This is a genomic window from Mesorhizobium sp. M0991 (genome assembly GCF_040318915.1).
Lineage (GTDB): Bacteria > Pseudomonadota > Alphaproteobacteria > Rhizobiales > Rhizobiaceae > Mesorhizobium.
Map to the genome: position 1 here is coordinate 201,674 of NZ_JAMYNE010000009.1, position 17,425 is coordinate 219,098.

Here is a 17,425-nt window from a genome sequence, read left to right on the forward strand (position 1 = left end):
GTGGGATGTCGCCCAAAGCATGCCCTTGGGCTCGACCCGAGGGTGCGCAGCGGTTTTGGGATAACGACATGCACAAAAAAGATCTAAGCCTGCGCTTTCGACCAACCATGGTGATCCATGACTGAGCCTCCGCTCAAAGGCATCCGCGTCATCGAACTCGCGCGCATCCTTGCCGGGCCATGGGCCGGGCAGTTGCTTGCCGACCTCGGCGCCGACGTGATCAAGGTCGAAAGCCCGGACGGCGGCGACGACACCCGCAAATGGGGACCGCCCTTCGTCATCGGCCATGACGGCGAGAACCTTTCGGCCGCCTATTACCATTCCTGCAACCGCGGCAAGCGCTCCATCGCCATCGATTTCTCGACGCTCGAGGGCGCCGAGAGGGTGCGCCGACTGGTCGCGACATCGGACGTGCTGATCGAAAACTTCAAAGTCGGCGGACTGAAGAAATACGGCCTCGACTATGACGGCCTGAAGAAAATCAACCCGCGGCTGATCTATTGCTCGATCACCGGTTTTGGCCAGTCGGGACCGTACGCCCCGCGCGCCGGTTATGATTTCATCATCCAGGCCATGGCCGGCATGATGTCGATCACCGGCGAAGCCGGCCGCGAACCGCAGAAGGCGGGCGTGGCTATTTCAGATGTTTTCACCGGGCTTTATTCGGTCATTGCCATCCAGGCGGCCCTTCGCCATGCCGAGAAGACCGGCAAAGGCCAGCATATCGACATGGCGCTCTTCGACACCCAGATCTCGACGCTCGGCAACCAGAACCTCAACTATCTCGTCTCCGGACAATCGCCGGTGCAGATGGGCAATGCGCATATGAACATCGCGCCCTACGAAGTGGTGCCGGTGAAAAATGGCCACATCATCCTGGCGGTCGGCAATGACGGCCAGTTCGCAAAGTTCTGCGCTGCCGTCGGTCTCGACGAGCTGGCGTCGAACCCTGACTTCGCCACCAATCCCGCCCGCGTCGCCAACCGGGCGAAGCTGCGCGAGCACATGATCGAGGCGCTGAAAGCCTTCGATCGCGACCCGCTGCTGGCCAGACTCGAGACAGCCGGAGTGCCGGCCAGCCCTATCAACAACATCGGCCAGATGTTTGCCGACCCGCAGACCATCGAGCGCGGCATGCGGCTCGACCTCGATGACGGCCATGGCAATCTCTTGCCCTCGGTGCGGGCGCCGATGGTCATGTCCGGCACGCCGCTGGTCTATGAGCGCCCGTCGCCGCGTCTCGGCGAACACACCGAAGAAATCCTTGCCGAACTGGAGAGGTCAGGAAAATGAAGACCGGCGGACAACTCATCGTCGATGCGCTCGAAGCCAACGGAACGGACCGTATCTATTGCGTGCCCGGCGAATCCTATCTGGCGGTGCTCGACGCGCTGCATGATTCACCGATCCGCACCATCGTCTGCCGCCAGGAGGGCGGTGCCGCAATGATGGCCGACTGCCATGGCCGCCTGACCGGCAGGCCCGGCATCTGCTTCGTCACCCGCGGCCCGGGCGCCACCAATGCTTCGGCCGGCATCCACATCGCCATGCAGGATTCAGTCCCCCTCATCCTGTTCATCGGCCAGGTCGCTAGCCACGCCAAGGGGCGCGAGGCATTCCAGGAGGTCGACTACGTCAGGTTCTTCGGCGATATCGCCAAATGGGTGGTCGAGATCGACGACGCCGCGCGCATCCCCGAATTTGTCACACGCGCTTTTTCGGTGGCGACGTCCGGCCGGCCCGGCCCGGTCGTCATCTCGCTGCCCGAGGACATGCTGACCAGCCTCGCCGAGGCACCGGAAGCCCGGCATTACACCCCTGTCGAGACGCGGCCTGGCGAAATCGAGCTCGACGCGCTGGAAGTGTTGCTCAACAAGGCAAAGCGGCCCTTCGTCATCCTCGGCGGGACGCGCTGGGACGCGGAGGCCGTTGCACGGATGCGGGCGATAGCCGAAGCCTGGTCGCTGCCGGTCGGCTGCTCCTTCCGCCGCCAGATGCTGTTCGACCATCTCCACCCAAACTATGCCGGCGATGTCGGCATCGGCATCAATCCCAAGGTAGCAACCGCCATCAAGCAGGCCGACCTTGTGCTGCTGATCGGCGGCCGCATGGGCGAGATGCCGTCGTCCGACTACACGCTGCTGAAGAGCCCCTACCCCGACCAGACGCTGGTCCATATCCATGCCGACGCCGGCGAACTCGGCCGCGTCTACCGGCCGGCGCTGGCGATCAATGCCTCGCCTGCCGCTTTCGTCGAAGCCTTTGCCAGACGCAAGCCGGCCGCAACGCCGGTGTGGGCGGCGGAGGCAGCGAAGCTGCATGCCGCGTATCTCGACTGGTCGACGCCACCGGAAAGTGGGCCCGGCGCCGTCCAGATGGGGCCGATCATGAATTATCTCGAAACGATGCTCCCGGACGACGCCATCCTCACCAATGGCGCCGGCAACTACGCCACCTGGGTGCATCGTTACCATCGGTTCCGGCGTTTCGGCACGCAAGCCGCGCCCACGTCAGGCTCAATGGGCTACGGCACGCCGGCGGCGGTCGCCGCCAAGCAGCTTTTCCCCGACCGCGACGTGATCGCCTTCGCCGGCGACGGCTGTTTCCTGATGAACGGCCAGGAATTCGCCACCGCCGTGCAATACGGGCTGCCGATCATCGTCATCGTCGTCAACAATGGCATCTACGGCACCATCCGCATGCATCAGGAGCGCGAATATCCCGGACGCGTCGTCGCTACGGATTTGAGGAATCCCGACTTTGCTGCTTTGGCCCGCGCCTATGGCGGCCATGGCGAGACCGTGGAAAAGACCGCCGACTTCGCGGCGGCCTTCGAGCGGGCGCGGGCCAGCGGCAAGCCGTCGATCGTCGAGATCAGGCTCGACCCCGAAGCCATCACGCCGACCCGCACGATGACCCAGATTCGCGACAAGGCCTGACAAAACAGGGCAGTTGCCCTGTTTTGTCGTCGTGATCTGCCTATTCGGCCTTCTCGATCTGGCCGCGGATCTCGCCGTCCGCGTGGGCCGCGGTGTGGATGTTGACGTAGTATTTGCCCGCCTCAAGATCGGTGGCCTGGGCATCGGTCAATGTCGCCGAACCCTTGATCGGGCTCTTCAGCTTGCCTTCGAACGGTACCACCGGGTCGGCGTTTTGACCCTTTTCCGCCGGGCCGTGAATGTGTGCGGCCTTCGCCGGTCCGCTGAGGCCGGAATATCTCACGGTCCAGCTGAGTTTCTTGGTGGCGGTGTTGAACCTGAGCGTGGCGGTGCCCTTGCCCTTCGTGGTGACGGGCGGGTTCTGCTGAGCACCATCGAGCGTCGCCGTCATCTTTACGGTTTCGGCCAGGGCCGGTGACACCGAGAAGATGGCTGCAGAAATGGCCAGCGCCGAAAGCATCGGCGTGAAGGACTGGATGCGCATGGAAACCTCCGTTGTGACATCCTTGAGTTGGATGCACCGGCACAACGATTTTGCGAGCGGATGTTTCCGCGGGTAACGTTCATTTTACCCCACTAAAAAGGGGCGGTCACCCGCCCCTTTTCCGCTACAAGCCAGTTTGACAGCCCTATTTGATGGCCTTGTCGGTGATCGCTGTCGTGTAGGCGCCGGTCGGCTCCTTGCTGATGATCTTCTGGTCGAGCAGCGCCTTGGCGGTGCGCTCGTAGGTCGCCGGATCGAGCTTGCCATCGGCATTGTCGATCAGCTTGGCGACTTCGCCCATCATCCGCTTTTGGTGGTTCTCGTCCTGGCCGCCATTGTCCATGACGATGCCGGCCGCCTCGTCGGAATTGTCGACGGCGTATTTCCAGCCCTTCATCGAAGCGCGCACGAAACGCACCATCTTGTCCTCGAAGGCCGGATCCTTGAGCTTGTCCTCCAACGCATAGAGCCCGTCTTCGAGCAGATCGTTGCCCATGGCGGAATAGTTGAAGACGGTTAGCTCTTCCGGCTTGTAGCCGGCGTCGATGAGCTGCCAGTACTCGTTATAGGTCATGACCGAAATGCAATCCGCCTGCTTCTGGATCAGCGGCTGCACGTCGAAGCTCTGCTTGAGCACGGTGACGCCGTCCGGCCCGCCGTCGGTCTTGAGGCCAAGCTTGTTCATCCAGGCATAGAACGGATACTCGTTGCCGAAGAACCAGACGCCGAGCGTGTGGCCCTTGAAGTCGGCTTCCGTCTTGATCGGGCCGTCCTTCGGGCAGACCAGCTCCATGCCGGCCTTCTTGAACGGCTGGGCGATGTTGACCAGCGGCACGCCCTTCTCGCGCGCAGCCAGCGCACCGCCCATCCAGTCGACGATGACGTCGGCGCCGCCGCCGGCAATAACCTGCTCCGGTGCAATGTCCGGGCCGCCGGGCTTGATGTCGACGTCGAGGCCCTCGGCGTCATAGAAGCCCTTGGCCTTGGCGACATAATAGCCGGCGAACTGTGCCTGGGTGACCCACTTCAGCTGCAGCGTCACCTTGTCTGCGGCCATCGCCTGGAACGCGGCAAGCGACATCGCGCCGGCCAGCATCGAAACAACAAGTCTTTTCATGTTTTTACCCTCTGAAGTTAGCGCCCTAAACCCACCGCCCCTATCCACCACGGACAGAGGGATGCCAAAACGTGATTGCTCTCTCGAAAAGAGCGACCACGCCATAAAAGACCGAACCCGCAAGTGCTGCAACTGCGATTTCCGCCCACACCATGTCGATGTTCATCCGCCCGACTTCCGTCGAAATGCGGAATCCCATGCCGACCACCGGGGTGCCGAAGAACTCGGCGACGATGGCGCCGATCAGCGCCAGCGTCGAATTGATCTTCAACGCATTGAAGATGAAGGGTGCCGCCGCCGGCAGCCGCAGCTTGAACAGCGTCTGCCAGTAGCTCGAGGCGTAGGTGCGCATCAGGTCGCGCTCCATATGGCCGGAGGCGGCAAGCCCGGCGACGGTGTTCACCAGCATCGGGAAGAAGGTCATGATGATGACCACCGCTGCCTTCGACTGCCAGTCGAAGCCAAACCACATGACCATGATCGGCGCGACGCCGATGATCGGCAGCGCCGACACCATATTGCCGATCGGCAAAAGCCCGCGCCGCAGGAACGGCACGCGGTCGGCGGCTATGGCAACGAGGAAGCCGGCGCTGCTCCCCACCACATAGCCGAAGATGACCGCCTTGAAGATGGTCTGCCTGACATCGGCCCCCAGCACCGGCAGCGAGCCGACGATGCGTGCACCGATGGCGCTTGGCGGCGGCAACAGGATGAAGGGAATGCCGGCACCACGCGTCACCGCTTCCCAGATGATCAGGATCCAGGCGCCGAAGATGGCCGGAATGATCAGGCGCAGGGCGGTTGACGCCCAGCGCGATGTCGGGCGAAACGACGACAAGACCGTTACGCAGCGCCAGGCCAAAAACCACGCCGCGGCGAGCAGCAGATAGAAGGAGCCGCGAGCGCTGCCTTCATTGCCGGTTATGCCGGCGAGCAGCATCCACGCCGCGCCGTGCGCGCCAAGGAACAGCAACACCACCCCGATCATCGGTGGCAAGTTGTCGGCTTCGATTGCCACGAGCAGCAAAATGAAAATCAAAACCGTAGTCGCCATGCCGTAACCGGGCGTAGCACTGACGAGCGGCCAAAGAAGCAGCGCGCCGACAAGCAGGACAAGCGCGGCATACCCTTGCCAGGATCGAGGGGTGATTGAGGAAAGGCTCAGGATGGAGCTCATGCCGGCCTCCCGCCCATGGCGCGGTCGACTAGGCGCCCGGCAATGCCGACCAGCATAACCAGCAGTGCCGCGACCACCGAGCCGGCAACCAGCGCCGACCAGATGTCGATCGTCTGGCTGTAGTAGGCGCCGGCGAGCAATTTGGCGCCGATGCCGGCGACGGCGCCGGTCGGCAGCTCGCCGACGATCGCGCCGACCAGGCTGGCGGCCACCGCCACCTTCATCGAGGTGAACAGGAACGGCACCGAGGCCGGCACCCGTAATTTCCAGAAGGTCTGCGAGGGACTGGCATTATAGGTGTGCATCAGGTCGAGATGGGTGAGCTCGGGCGAGCGAAGCCCCTTCACCATGCCAACCACCACCGGGAAGAACGACAGATAGGTCGAGATCAGCGCCTTCGGAATCAGCCCGGTGATGCCGACCGCCGCCAGCACGACAATGATCATCGGCGCCACCGCCAGGATCGGAATGGTCTGCGAGGCGATGATCCACGGCATCAGACTGCGGTCGAGCGTCGCCACATGCACGATGCCGACGGCGATGACGATGCCGAGCGCCGAGCCGAAGGCAAAGCCGAGCAGTGTCGACGACAGCGTCACCCAGGCATTGTAGACAAGGCTGCGGTTCGAGGTAATGCTGCGCAGAAAGGTGTTTTCGAAAAAATTTACCGCCACCTGATGCGGCGCCGGCAGCGTCGGCTTCGGCTGTGCCAGCGTCTTGCCGATGAATTCCACAATGCCCGGTGTCTGATTGGCGCGGCGGTCGAGATCGCGCTGGAACGGCGCGTTGAGGATGACAGCCATGACGTACCAGACGACGACGACGCCCAGGAGAATCGAGGTCACCGGAACAAGCTTGTCGCGGAAGCTATCCATCTAGCGACACTCGGGTGCTTGGCGCCCTCCTCTCCCCAACGGGGAGAGGGTGGCCGGAGCGAAGCGGAGGCCGGGTACTTTCGCCCCGGCAATCGTTTCTTTCGTCTTCCTAGGGCCGAGCAGCCGCGAAGCGGCGTGCGTAAAGGGAGCGCCCAACCACGCTTTCGTCATCCTAGGGCGAAGCAAGGAGCGAAGCGACGCGGCGCAGACCCTAGGATCCATGCCGTTACCTTCCCGCTCCGCAACGGTGCGGAAAATGGCTCCCTGCGCACCGCTCCGAGTGGCGCTTATTCTCGACTGTTTGCGCCCTTCGGCCGAAGTCACGGCATGGATCCTAGGGTCTGCGCGCGCCGCTTCGCGGCGGCTCCGCCCTAGGATGACGAAGGCGTGGGTGGCCGCTTCGTCGTTAGGCGAAGCCGGAATCCTGTCCTGCGCCTCAATCATCATAGCTGTGCCCTGCCCTCAGCCCGTCGCGCACCCGTGCCGCGATGGCCAGGAACTCCGGCGTCTCGCGGATATCGAGCGGCCGCTTTTTCGGCAGCGTCGATTCTATTACGTCGCTGACACGCCCCGGGCGCGGCGACATCACGATGATGCGCGTCGACAGATAGACCGCCTCGGGGATCGAATGGGTGACGAAGCAGATGGTCTTGTTGGTTCGTTCCCAAAGCTCCAGCAGCTGTTCGTTGAGGTGGTCGCGCACGATCTCGTCGAGCGCGCCGAACGGCTCGTCCATCAACAAAAGGTCGGCGTCGAAGGCCAGCGCCCGTGCGATCGAGGCGCGCTGCTGCATGCCGCCCGAAAGCTGCCACGGGTATTTCTTCTCGAAGCCGCTGAGGTTGACGAGGTCGAGGGTTCGCTTGATGCGCGCCGCCTGCTCCGCCCTCGACAGTCCCATGATCTCCAGCGGCAGCGCCACATTGCGCTCGATCGTGCGCCACGGATAAAGTGCGGCCGCCTGGAAGACATAGCCATAGGCGCGGCTCTGGCGCGCCTGCTCGGGCGTCATGCCGTTGACGGAAATGGCTCCCGATGTCGGCTTCTCCAGATCGGCGATCACGCGCAGCAAGGTCGTCTTGCCGCAGCCGGACGGCCCGATGAAGGACACGAATTCGCCCTTGCCGATGGTCAGGTCGACATTCGACAGCGCCTGCACCGGACCGTCATTGGTCTGGAAGGTCAGGCCAAGCTTGCTTGCCGAAACAACGGTTGGCGATGCTCCCGTCATCGGCCGTAGCCTGTCGCTTCCGGCCACTGCCGCGGCCGGAATCCCATTGATTTTACCCCGATGTTGCTTTCCACTCGCCCAGTCCTACTCGCCCCAGTTTTACTCGCCCCAGTTCTGCTCGCCCTTGTCGCATCAGATAGACGCCCGGAGTTGCCCCGATGTCGCCCAAACCCACTTGCCATCTTATCCGCCCTGAAAGCTCTTATGAAGGCAAACAGGGCCTGAGTTATTTCGCCGGTATCGCCGCCGAAACAGTCGGCTCGTCCGGCATCTGCATGCATCTGCTGACCATGCCTCCGGGCGCCCGCGCCAAGGCGCATATGCACGAAAACCATGAAACCGCGATCTATGTGCTCTCCGGCGAAGTTCATACCTGGTATGGCGAGCGGCTCGAACAGCACATCGTGGTCAAGGCCGGTGATCTTTTCTATATTCCCCCCGGCGTGCCGCATCTGCCGGCCAATCTGAGCGACAGCCCCGCCTCGGCGGTCATCGCCCGCACCGACCCCAACGAACAGGAAAGCGTCGTCCTGCTGCCGGAACTGGACGGGTTGGTCGCCTGACGCCGGCATCGAGGCAGCAGCCGTCATCGGCACCGTCACGAACATGATTTCAGCGGCCCTATCTCCTCAAGGCCGGGAATGGTCACGAAGAAACCGTCCCCTCCTTTGTTGATGACCTTGACGACATCAGTGCTCGTCCCCTCCTCGCCCTCGGCGAAACAGGTGGAACTCAACAACAGGGTGCCAGGCGCCGTCGTCAGTCGCTGTGCGAACTGGCAGCCGCTGCCATAGGTTTCGACGCCGTCGGCGGTCAGCACGACATAATCGTCGCTGTCCTGATAACCGAGCCGTACACCAACGCAACCGACCTCATTGCCAAAGGAGCCGGCAAGGACGTCCGCCGCCGCCGGCCCGGCGGCAAGGATCACCGCGGCCATTGAGATAATCGCTCCCTGGCTCGCCAAGCTCAAACGCCCGTCGCCGGGATGCCTGTCCGTTCCACCTTGCGCGGCGCGGAAATTTCCTTCCACGTCGACAGCGCCCGATTGACCGCCGCATTCGGTTCGCGAGCGACGAACTCGCCATGGCCGGGCTTTGCCTTGACTTCGTTTTCCTCGATCGACAGTTCGCCGCGCGAGAAGACGAAGCGCGGCAGGCCGGTTACCTCAAAACCTTCGAAGACATTGTAGTCGATCACCGACTGCTGCTTCTTGGCCGTGATCTTCTTCTTGCGCTTCGGGTCCCATACGAGGATGTCGGCGTCCGCGCCTTCGACGATGGCGCCCTTTTTCGGGTACATGTTGAGGATCTTGGCGATGTTGGTCGAGGTCACCGCGACGAACTCGTTCATCGTCAGCCGGCCGGTTTTGACGCCGGTCGTCCACAGCACCGGCAAACGATCCTCGAGCCCGCCCGTGCCGTTCGGGATCTTGGTGAAGTCGCCGACGCCGTTGCGCTTCTGTTTGGTGGTGAAGGCACAATGGTCGGTCGCCACCACTTGCAGCGACCCGGCCTGCAGGCCGGCCCACAGCGAATCCTGGTGCCATTTGTTGCGGAAGGGCGGGCTCATGACGCGCCGCGCCGCATGGTCCCAGTCCTTGTTGAAATATTCGCTCTCGTCCAGCGTCAGGTGCTGGACCAGCGGCTCGCCGAACACCCGCATGCCTTTCTGGCGCGCCCGGCGAATGGCCTCGTGCGCCTGCTCGCAGGAGACATGCACGACATAGAGCGGCACGCCGGCCATGTCGGCGATCATGATGGCACGATTGGTCGCCTCGCCTTCGACTTCCGGCGGGCGCGAATAGGCGTGTCCCTCCGGGCCGCTATTGCCCGCCGCCAGCAGCTTTTGCGACAGTGCCGCCACCACGTCGCCATTCTCGGCATGGACCAGCGGCAGCGCGCCAAGGTCGGCGCAGCGCTGGAACGACGAATACAACTCGTCGTCGTCGACCATCAGCGCCCCCTTGTAGGCCATGAAATGCTTGAACGAGGTAATGCCCCTGTCGACGACGGTGGCCATCTCGTCGAACACCTGCTTGCCCCACCAGGTGATCGCCATGTGGAAGGAATAGTCGCAGGACGCCTTCGAAGTCTTGTTGTCCCACATCTGCAGGGCCTCGAGCAGAGACTGCTGCGGCGCCGGCAGGCAGAAATCGACGACCATCGTCGTGCCGCCGGCAAGCGCGGCGCGCGTGCCGCTCTCGAAATCGTCGGACGAATAGGTGCCCATGAACGGCATTTCGAGATGGGTGTGCGGGTCGATGCCGCCCGGCATCACATAGCAGCCGGTGGCGTCGAACTCGTGGTCGCCATGCAGGTCCGGGCCGATGGCGATGATCTTGCCGTGCTTGAACAGCACATCGGCCTTCCACGTCCGGTCGGCGGTGACGATGGTGCCATTCTTGATGACTTTGGACATTTTCTTGTTCCCTTATTCTCTTCGCGCTTCTTGCGAGCGGCGTTGCGAGGCGGCAGCTATCCCATCATACGACAATCACCGCCGTGTCGACCACCGCATGGAACAGCACGTCGGCGCCGGCCGCCGCCCATTCCTTGGTGATTTCCTCGGCCTCGTTGTGGCTGAGACCGTCGACACAGGGGCACATCACCATTGCGGTGGGTGCAACGCGGTTGATCCAGCAAGCGTCATGGCCGGCGCCGGAGACGATGTTGCGATGCGTATAACCCAGGCGCTCCGCCGCATCCCGCACAGCCTTGACGCAGCCCGCGTCGAAGGTGACCGGATCGAAATGGCCGACCTGATCGATTTGATATTTGATGTCGAGCGCGTCACAGATCGTGTCGATGCCTTCGCGGATGCGGCCGTCCATGGCGTCCAGCACCTCCTTTTCCGGCGAGCGGATGTCGATGGTGAAGACGGTGCGCCCGGCAATGATGTTGCGCGAGTTCGGATAAACCTCCATATGGCCGACCGCGCCGACGGCGTCGGGTTGGTAGTCCATGGCGATCTCGTGCACCAATTCGATCACGCGCGCCATGCCGAGCCCGGCATTGCGGCGCTTCGGCATCGGCGTCGAGCCGGTATGCGCCTCCTTGCCGGTCAGCGTCACCTGCAGCCATTTCAGTCCCTGGCCATGGGTGACGACACCGATGTCGATGCCCTCATCCTCGAGGATCGGGCCCTGCTCGATGTGCAATTCGAAGAAGGCGTGGATCTTGCGCTCGCCGACTTTCCCGGTACCCTTCCAGCCGATCCGTTCGAGCTCCTCGCCGAATTTCTTGCCGTCCTTGTCGACATGCGAATAAACGTCGGCCTGATCGAGCACGCCGGCGAAAACGCCGGACGCCATCATGGCCGGCGCAAAGCGCGCGCCTTCCTCGTTGGTCCAGTTGGTGACGACGATCGGGTGCTTTGTCTTGATGCCGAGATCGTTGAGCGAGCGCACGACCTCCAGGCCGCCGAGCACGCCGAGCACGCCGTCATACTTGCCGCCGGTCGGCTGGGTGTCGAGATGGCTGCCGACATAGACCGGCGGCAGGCTGGGATCGGTGCCTTCGCGGCGGGCAAACATCGTGCCCATCTCGTCGACGCCCATTTCGAGCCCCGCCTCATCGCACCAGCGCTTGAACAGGTGCCGCCCTTCGCCATCCTCGTCGGTAACGGTCTGGCGATTGTTGCCGCCGGCAATGCCAGGGCCGATCTTCGCCATCTCCATTATCGAATCCCACAAACGGTCTGAATTGATTCGCAGATTCTCGCCGGGGGCGGCCATATTCTAAAACCTCATTGGTTGCGGCACGCCAGCGTCCCCCTCCCCCTCGAGGGGAGGGTGGCCGCGAAGCGGTCGGGTGGGGTCGGCTGACATGCGCGCGACCTTCTCCTTGACCACCTGTGCGACATGCCAAGCGCTGTTTATGACATCGGGCTCATCGACGCGAAAGATGTCGAACCCAAGCGATCGCAGATAGGCATCACGGACGGCGTCGTGCCGTTTGCCCTTCTCCTGTTCGTGCAGATCACCATCGACTTCAACGACCAGCTTTACCGCAAGGCAAGTAAAGTCGACGATATAAGGCCCGATCGGACACTGGCGGCGGAATTTCATGCCGGCCGATTTCAATTCGCGCAGTTCATACCAAAGCAGCGATTCGCCTTTGGTCGCATGAACTCGAAGCGCGCGCGCCTTTTGGCGCATTTCGAAGCTCACGCGGGTCCGGGGCATCAGAGACACCTATGCGGCCGAAGGTCAGGTTGGCGCGCTGCCGCACCGACCCCACCCGGCCGCTTCGCGGCCACCCTCCCCTCGAGGGGGAGGGAAAGCTGCACCTGGTTCAATCCACCGCCCTCAGCACTTCGCGCACATGGTCGATCAATTCGTTGATCTGGCCCTTGGTGATGATCAGCGGCGGCGACAGCGCGATGATGTCGCCGGTGGTGCGGATCAATGCACCACGCTCGAACGCCTTCACAAAGGCCGAGAAGGCCCGCTTCGTCGGCTGGCCGGCGATCGGCGCCAGCTCGATTGCACCGATCAGGCCGATGTTTCTGATATCGATGACGTTCGGCTCGCCCTTCAGCGAGTGCAGCGCGTCCTCCCAGTACGGCGCCAGTTCCTCGCCGCGCGTCAGCAGCCCCTCTTCCTTGTAGGTGTCGAGCGTGCCCAGCGCCGCCGCGCAGGCGATCGGATTGCCCGAATAGGTGTAGCCGTGGAAGAACTCGATCATGTGCTCGGGGCCGGTCATGAAGGCGTCGTGGATTTCCTTCTTGACGAACACCGCGCCCATCGGGATGACGCCGTTGGAGACGCCTTTGGCGGTGGTCATGATGTCCGGCGTGACGCCGAAATAGTCCGCGGCAAACGGCGTGCCGAGACGGCCGAAACCGGTGATGACCTCATCGAAAATCAGCAAGATGCCATGCTTGGTGCAGATCTCGCGCAGCTTCTGCAGATAGCCCTTCGGCGGCAGGATGACGCCAGTGGAACCGGCAACCGGTTCGACGATGACGGCGGCGATGGTCGACGCGTCGTGCAGGGCGACGATGCGCTCCAACTCGTTCGCCAATTCTGCGCCGTGCTCGGGCACGCCCTTGGTGAAGGAGTTCTTTTCCGGCAGATGCGTGTGTGGCATGTGATCGACGCCGCCGAGCAGCGTGCCGAACATCTTGCGGTTGGTGACGATGCCACCAACCGAAATGCCGCCGAAATTAACGCCGTGATAACCGCGCTCGCGGCCGATCAGGCGGGTGCGCGAGCCCTCGCCTTTTACGCGGTGATAGGCGATCGCCATCTTCAGCGCGGTCTCGACCGATTCCGATCCGGAATTGGTGAAGAACACATGGTCCATACCCTTCGGCGCGATGTCGACCAGCCGGTTCGCCAGCTCGAACACGATCGGGTGGCCCATCTGGAAAGCGGGTGCATAGTCGAGCTCGGCCGCCTGGCTCTGAATCGCCTCGGTGATCTTCGGACGGCAGTGGCCGGCATTGACGCACCACAGGCCGGCGGTGCCGTCGAGAACCTTGCGCCCGTCGCTGGTCGTGTAATGCATGTCCTTGGCCGACACCATCATGCGCGGCGCCTGCTTGAACTGCCGGTTTGCCGTGAACGGCATCCAGAATGCGCTGAGATCGTTCGGCGTGACTTTCAGCCGGTTGGACATGACCAAGACTTCCCCTTGTAACCTGTTTCGGTGCGGCTGACGCTTGGTCTTTCCAACACTTGGTCTTCGCGACGTTTTCGTGCTACGCAAATTTTTGACCGGTTGGACAAACGTTAGCACCGCCTTATCAGCGGTCAAGGGATTACTAGCGGAAATGCGGCTTTCGAAGTGCGCTCCACAGGGCGGAGAAAAACTGGTCCAGAGAATTGGTCCAGACACTCCTCGCAGTGAAGGTTTTTCGAGGTGACGGGGGCGGTCGAAAGCTCCGCTCCTCGCCGCACCCGCATCCAGCTGGAAAAGCGCGAGCTCATCCTCGAGGCGGCGCTCGAAGTCTTCTCGACCAACGGTTTTCGCGGCTCCACCATCGACCAGATCGCCGAAGCCGCCGGCATGTCGAAGCCGAACCTGCTCTATTATTTCCGCCGCAAGGAGGACATCCACGAGACGCTGATGCAGCGGCTTCTCGACACCTGGCTGGCGCCGTTGCGCGAACTCGACGACATCGGCGATCCCTTGACCGAACTGCGCAGCTACATCAGGCGCAAGCTCGAAATGGCGCGCGACTTCCCGCGCGAGAGCCGGCTGTTCGCCAACGAGATCCTGCAGGGCGCGCCGCGCATCATGCCGATGCTGGAGGGCGAGTTGAAGACACTGGTCGACGAGAAGGCCAACGTCATCAAGGGCTGGATGCGCGCCGGTAAGATTTCCCGCACCGACCCCTGGCACCTGATCTTCTCGATCTGGGCGACGACGCAGCATTATGCCGATTTCGACGTCCAGGTCCGCGCCGTGCTCGGCCCCGACCGCGGCGGCGATGGCCGCTTCGAGGATGCCGCAAGATTTCTCGAGCAATTGTTCATCGAGGGGCTGAAGCCGAAGGGCTAGCCTTGATGGTTCACGCGCTGCGCCGCTCGGCCGGAAGCGTCTCCAGCAGTTGTTCGAGCTTGGCGATCGAGTTCTGCTCGGCGAGCGGCGTGTAGACGATCAGCTTCATGTCCGAGCCGTCATCGATCGACAGGCTCATATGCTCGAACGCCATGGCGCCCGCTATCGGATGCCTGACATGCTTCACACCCGATAGGTTGCGGGCGACGTCGCGTAGCGGCCACCAGGCGCGAAACTCCGGGCTCGAGCGCGTCATCAGCGCGATCAGCCGCTCGAAATCCGGATCGCCGACATATCTGGCGCTTTCTGCCCGGAATGACGCCAGCACGGCACGCGCCAATTCCTCCCAGTCGACGAGCAGGCGCCGATGCTGCGGGCTGGTGAAAACCATGTGGACGATGTTACGGGCATCGCCTTCCAGCAGACCATAGTCGCCGAACACGGCTGCCGCGGCAGAGTTCCAGGCCAGCACGTCCCAGCGCCGCCCAACGACATAGGCCGGCTGCAGGACCAGGCTCTGCAGCATGTGCAGCAACGGGCCATCGACCTTTTCCGGCGCGTCGACGCGACGCTCCGGCTGCGGTCGGCCGGCAAGGATGAACAGATGCCGTTGCTCGGCCGCGTCCAGGCGCAGCGCCTGGCTGAGCGCCGTAAGCACTTCCACCGACGGCCGAACGTCGCGGCCCTGCTCCAGCCAGGTGTACCAGGTCGTGCCGACGCCGGCGATCATCGCCACCTCTTCGCGCCGCAGCCCGGGTGTGCGCCTGCGCAAGCCGGTCGAGATGCCCGTGGCCGAAGGCGTCAGCCTTTCGCGCCGCGAGCGCAGGAAGGCGCCAAGCTCGCGGCGGCGGCTGTCTTCGGCGGAGTGCGTGGTGGAATCCATCGGCGCTATTATAGCAGTATCGATACCAGGATAAAGTTTGAACTGTTTGGCAAGTGGCTGGTGCCCCATCTTTCCGCTCAGAACGATGAGACGGAGGCTCTGAACATGGAACTGAAAGACAAGACAATCCTCATCACAGGGTCGACCGACGGCGTCGGCCGCGTCGTCGCGCAAAGGCTCGGCGCCGGCGGCGCCCGCATCCTGGTGCATGGCCGCGACGCGACTAGGGGCAAGGCGATCGTGGCCGAGATCGAAGCCGCCGGCGGCAAGGCCGAGCTTCTCGTCGCCGATCTCTCCTCCCTGGCGGAAGTCCGCCGCCTCGCCGAGGCCGTGCGCGCAAGGACCAAGCGGCTCGATATCCTTATCAACAATGCCGGCGTCGGCACCGCCGGCCCCAACTCCAAACGGCAGGTCAGCGCCGACGGCTACGAACTGCGCTTTGCCGTCAATTATCTCGCCGGCTTCCTGCTCACCACGGAGCTGCTGCCGCTGCTCAAGGCCAGCGCGCCGGCGCGGATCGTCAACGTCGCCTCGGCAGGCCAGCAGGCGATCGATTTCGACGACGTCATGCTGACCCGCTCCTATGACGGCGTCCGTGCCTACTGCCAGAGCAAGCTGGCGCAGATCATGTTTACCATCGATCTGGCGGAGCAACTGAACGGCACCAATGTGACCGTCAACAGCCTGCATCCGGCAAGCTACATGAACACTACGATGGTGCGGCAGGCGGGCATCACGCCGTGGAGTTCGGTCAAAACCGGCGCCGAGGCCATCATCAATCTCGCGACGTCGCCGGCGCTCGAAGGGCGAAGCGGCCTCTATTTCGACGGCCAAAGAGAATCCCGCGCCGATGCCCAAGCCTATGACGCCAAGGCGAGGCAGCAGTTGCGCGAATTGACCCTCGGCCTAGTCGGGCTCGCACCCGCTTCCGCAACATCGAAGAAAGAAAATTCATGATCGAGAAAACCAGTCACACCGTGGTCGTCGGCGGCTCCTCCGGCATCGGCCTCGCCACCGCGAAAAAGCTGCTCGGGCCGGGCATGAAGGTGACGATCACCGGGCGCAACCGGGAAAGGCTCGACAACGCATGGCACAGCCTTGGCGGCGCGGTCGAAAGAGCTGCCTTCGATGCCGCGAAGCCGGACGAGGTTCGCCGGTTCTTCAGCGATCTCGGCCCTTTCGATCACCTGGTGCTGGCCGCCAGCGGCGGCAAGGGGCTCGGCCCGTTCGAAACGCTTGACCTGACCGACATCGGCGGCGGCGTCGACGAGAAGGTCCGGCCACAGCTCTCCTGCCTGCAGGCCGCCTTGCCGACGCTGAACAAGAGCGGTTCGGTGACTTTCATCTCGGCGGTGTCGGCGCAATTGTCGGCGCCGGGTGTCGCCGGCATCGCCGCCGTCAACGGCATGCTGCTGACCGTGGTGCCGATCCTGGCGATGGAGCTGAAGCCGTTACGCGTCAATGTCGTGGCACCGGGTGTCATCGACACGCCATGGTGGGATTTCCTGCCCAACGATCAGCGGCAGGCGGTGTTTGCCGAGTATGCCGGCAAGACGCCGGTCGGCCGTATCGGCCGGGCCGAGGACGTCGCCGAGGCGATTGCGTTCCTGGTTTCGAACAGCTTCGTCACCGGCCAGGTCCTGACCTGTGATGGCGGCTTGCGGTATGCGGCGTAACGGGCTACGTCGACGCGATGATCGCTGTCAAAGCAAGTGCGCGATCAGCGCCAGAAATCCTCCGGTCAGCGCGACGTTGCCGACAAAGCCATTGATACCGGACGCGCGCTCGGGCCCCTGGTGATCCCAGAAGTTATGGAACATCGGCGTGGCGACAATCAGGAACAGGATCAGGCATGCCGCCGCCGGAGCGGTCCAGATGCCCGCGATCACCAGCACTCCGGCGACGATCTGCAGGACAATCCCCAGCCACAGCACCAGCCGTGCCTGGGGCACGCCGCGCGTCGTCATCAATTGGGTCACAAAGGCCGCGTTCTGAATGTTGCGCAGGCCGGCAAAGACAAAGGCGCCGCCGAGCAGCAAGCGGGCGGCGACTAAAATCTCACTATCAAAGTTTGAAAACATGCTGTCGGTCCTTGGGCAGAAAAGAGGCGCGCGGGGCGATGCCCCGCGCCGGGGGCAAGGGGAACCGGGCCATATAGCCCGCCTAGGCTATGTGTGTTTTAAAAAACTCCGCGCCCCCCCCCCAGGCAAGAA

The 17,425-nt window shown here is 63.2% G+C and carries 18 protein-coding genes; 6 read left to right on the forward strand and 12 right to left on the reverse strand.

What is annotated here, in order from left to right; all coding sequences use genetic code 11:
- Positions 1-117: 117 nt before the first annotated feature.
- The gene (locus NKH70_RS16080) at positions 118-1,293 is read left to right on the forward strand and encodes a CaiB/BaiF CoA transferase family protein (RefSeq protein ID WP_352979626.1); all 1,176 of its coding nucleotides are present in this window, start codon (positions 118-120) and stop codon (positions 1,291-1,293) included.
- On the forward strand, positions 1,290-2,939 hold the full coding sequence (locus NKH70_RS16085) for a thiamine pyrophosphate-binding protein (protein ID WP_352912735.1): 1,650 nt from the start codon (positions 1,290-1,292) through the stop codon (positions 2,937-2,939). Before NKH70_RS16080 ends, NKH70_RS16085 begins: the two co-directional genes overlap by 4 nt.
- Before the next feature lie 40 nt (positions 2,940-2,979).
- On the opposite strand, the gene NKH70_RS16090 is transcribed toward NKH70_RS16085, so the two are convergent.
- The 5 genes from NKH70_RS16090 to NKH70_RS16110 form a co-directional block, all read right to left on the reverse strand.
- Positions 2,980-3,423, reverse strand: a complete 444-nt coding sequence (locus NKH70_RS16090) for a CHRD domain-containing protein (protein ID WP_352912734.1) — start codon at positions 3,421-3,423, stop codon at positions 2,980-2,982.
- Between the two features lie 145 nt (positions 3,424-3,568).
- Complete coding sequence (locus NKH70_RS16095) at positions 3,569-4,540, reverse strand: ABC transporter substrate-binding protein (RefSeq protein ID WP_023675876.1); 972 nt, start codon at positions 4,538-4,540, stop codon at positions 3,569-3,571.
- A gap of 40 nt (positions 4,541-4,580) precedes the next feature.
- A complete protein-coding gene (locus tag NKH70_RS16100) occupies positions 4,581-5,717 on the reverse strand; it encodes an ABC transporter permease (RefSeq protein WP_352912733.1) in 1,137 nt (378 codons plus the stop codon).
- Positions 5,714-6,592 carry an ABC transporter permease gene (locus tag NKH70_RS16105; protein WP_352979630.1) on the reverse strand — a complete coding sequence of 293 codons (879 nt, stop codon included), beginning with the start codon at positions 6,590-6,592 and terminating at the stop codon, positions 5,714-5,716. The genes NKH70_RS16100 and NKH70_RS16105 overlap by 4 nt, the downstream gene beginning before the upstream one ends.
- A 436-nt stretch (positions 6,593-7,028) precedes the next feature.
- Positions 7,029-7,820, reverse strand: a complete 792-nt coding sequence (locus NKH70_RS16110) for an ABC transporter ATP-binding protein (RefSeq protein ID WP_352912731.1) — start codon at positions 7,818-7,820, stop codon at positions 7,029-7,031.
- Positions 7,821-7,978: 158 nt separating this feature from the next.
- On the opposite strand from NKH70_RS16110, the gene NKH70_RS16115 reads away from it, so the two are divergent.
- The gene (locus tag NKH70_RS16115) at positions 7,979-8,383 is read left to right on the forward strand and encodes a cupin domain-containing protein (RefSeq protein WP_352912730.1); all 405 of its coding nucleotides are present in this window, start codon (positions 7,979-7,981) and stop codon (positions 8,381-8,383) included.
- A gap of 35 nt (positions 8,384-8,418) precedes the next feature.
- On the opposite strand, the gene NKH70_RS16120 is transcribed toward NKH70_RS16115, so the two are convergent.
- From NKH70_RS16120 to aptA, 5 genes are all read right to left on the reverse strand, one after another.
- Positions 8,419-8,760, reverse strand: coding sequence for a hypothetical protein (locus NKH70_RS16120; RefSeq protein ID WP_352912729.1), 342 nt, complete (start codon positions 8,758-8,760; stop codon positions 8,419-8,421).
- A gap of 29 nt (positions 8,761-8,789) precedes the next feature.
- Positions 8,790-10,241, reverse strand: a complete 1,452-nt coding sequence (hydA, locus tag NKH70_RS16125; RefSeq protein ID WP_352912728.1) for a dihydropyrimidinase — start codon at positions 10,239-10,241, stop codon at positions 8,790-8,792.
- A 64-nt stretch (positions 10,242-10,305) separates the two neighbouring features.
- Positions 10,306-11,556, reverse strand: a complete 1,251-nt coding sequence (locus NKH70_RS16130) for a Zn-dependent hydrolase (RefSeq protein WP_353025619.1) — start codon at positions 11,554-11,556, stop codon at positions 10,306-10,308.
- Between the two features lie 3 nt (positions 11,557-11,559).
- The gene (locus NKH70_RS16135; protein WP_353015259.1) at positions 11,560-11,979 is read right to left on the reverse strand and encodes an endonuclease domain-containing protein; all 420 of its coding nucleotides are present in this window, start codon (positions 11,977-11,979) and stop codon (positions 11,560-11,562) included.
- A gap of 136 nt (positions 11,980-12,115) precedes the next feature.
- On the reverse strand, positions 12,116-13,444 hold the full coding sequence (gene aptA / locus NKH70_RS16140; protein WP_352465212.1) for an omega-aminotransferase AptA: 1,329 nt from the start codon (positions 13,442-13,444) through the stop codon (positions 12,116-12,118).
- Between the two features lie 243 nt (positions 13,445-13,687).
- Between aptA and NKH70_RS16145 the strand changes: the two genes are divergently transcribed.
- The gene (locus tag NKH70_RS16145; RefSeq protein WP_352912725.1) at positions 13,688-14,329 is read left to right on the forward strand and encodes a TetR family transcriptional regulator C-terminal domain-containing protein; all 642 of its coding nucleotides are present in this window, start codon (positions 13,688-13,690) and stop codon (positions 14,327-14,329) included.
- A 10-nt stretch (positions 14,330-14,339) separates the two neighbouring features.
- On the opposite strand, the gene NKH70_RS16150 is transcribed toward NKH70_RS16145, so the two are convergent.
- Positions 14,340-15,212, reverse strand: a complete 873-nt coding sequence (locus NKH70_RS16150; protein ID WP_352912724.1) for a helix-turn-helix transcriptional regulator — start codon at positions 15,210-15,212, stop codon at positions 14,340-14,342.
- A gap of 105 nt (positions 15,213-15,317) precedes the next feature.
- Between NKH70_RS16150 and NKH70_RS16155 the strand changes: the two genes are divergently transcribed.
- Positions 15,318-16,169: an SDR family oxidoreductase gene (locus NKH70_RS16155; protein ID WP_352912723.1), complete on the forward strand. Its 852-nt coding sequence runs from the start codon at positions 15,318-15,320 to the stop codon at positions 16,167-16,169.
- Positions 16,166-16,888 (forward strand): SDR family oxidoreductase, encoded by a 723-nt coding sequence (locus NKH70_RS16160; RefSeq protein ID WP_352716893.1) that lies wholly within the window; start codon positions 16,166-16,168, stop codon positions 16,886-16,888. The genes NKH70_RS16155 and NKH70_RS16160 overlap by 4 nt, the downstream gene beginning before the upstream one ends.
- A 27-nt stretch (positions 16,889-16,915) precedes the next feature.
- Here NKH70_RS16160 and NKH70_RS16165 read toward each other — a convergent pair whose 3' ends face one another.
- Complete coding sequence (locus tag NKH70_RS16165; RefSeq protein WP_353025620.1) at positions 16,916-17,293, reverse strand: DoxX family protein; 378 nt, start codon at positions 17,291-17,293, stop codon at positions 16,916-16,918.
- Positions 17,294-17,425 lie beyond the last annotated feature (132 nt).

Bases quoted from the DNA above. Each gene is read 5' to 3' on its own strand.
- NKH70_RS16100 (WP_352912733.1), bottom strand. From the start codon at position 5,717: ATGAGCTCCATCCTGAGCCTTTCCTCAATCACCCCTCGATCCTGGCAA.
- NKH70_RS16105 (WP_352979630.1), bottom strand. From the start codon at position 6,592: ATGGATAGCTTCCGCGACAAGCTTGTTCCGGTGACCTCGATTCTCCTG.
- NKH70_RS16130 (WP_353025619.1), bottom strand. From the start codon at position 11,556: ATGGCCGCCCCCGGCGAGAATCTGCGAATCAATTCAGACCGTTTGTGG.
- NKH70_RS16115 (WP_352912730.1), top strand. From the start codon at position 7,979: ATGTCGCCCAAACCCACTTGCCATCTTATCCGCCCTGAAAGCTCTTAT.
- NKH70_RS16160 (WP_352716893.1), top strand. From the start codon at position 16,166: ATGATCGAGAAAACCAGTCACACCGTGGTCGTCGGCGGCTCCTCCGGC.
- NKH70_RS16110 (WP_352912731.1), bottom strand. From the start codon at position 7,820: ATGACGGGAGCATCGCCAACCGTTGTTTCGGCAAGCAAGCTTGGCCTG.
- NKH70_RS16090 (WP_352912734.1), bottom strand. From the start codon at position 3,423: ATGCGCATCCAGTCCTTCACGCCGATGCTTTCGGCGCTGGCCATTTCT.
- NKH70_RS16095 (WP_023675876.1), bottom strand. From the start codon at position 4,540: ATGAAAAGACTTGTTGTTTCGATGCTGGCCGGCGCGATGTCGCTTGCC.
- NKH70_RS16165 (WP_353025620.1), bottom strand. From the start codon at position 17,293: ATGTTTTCAAACTTTGATAGTGAGATTTTAGTCGCCGCCCGCTTGCTG.
- NKH70_RS16120 (WP_352912729.1), bottom strand. From the start codon at position 8,760: ATGGCCGCGGTGATCCTTGCCGCCGGGCCGGCGGCGGCGGACGTCCTT.
- NKH70_RS16150 (WP_352912724.1), bottom strand. From the start codon at position 15,212: ATGGATTCCACCACGCACTCCGCCGAAGACAGCCGCCGCCGCGAGCTT.
- NKH70_RS16155 (WP_352912723.1), top strand. From the start codon at position 15,318: ATGGAACTGAAAGACAAGACAATCCTCATCACAGGGTCGACCGACGGC.
- aptA (WP_352465212.1), bottom strand. From the start codon at position 13,444: ATGTCCAACCGGCTGAAAGTCACGCCGAACGATCTCAGCGCATTCTGG.
- NKH70_RS16085 (WP_352912735.1), top strand. From the start codon at position 1,290: ATGAAGACCGGCGGACAACTCATCGTCGATGCGCTCGAAGCCAACGGA.
- NKH70_RS16080 (WP_352979626.1), top strand. From the start codon at position 118: ATGACTGAGCCTCCGCTCAAAGGCATCCGCGTCATCGAACTCGCGCGC.
- hydA (WP_352912728.1), bottom strand. From the start codon at position 10,241: ATGTCCAAAGTCATCAAGAATGGCACCATCGTCACCGCCGACCGGACG.
- NKH70_RS16135 (WP_353015259.1), bottom strand. From the start codon at position 11,979: ATGCGCCAAAAGGCGCGCGCGCTTCGAGTTCATGCGACCAAAGGCGAA.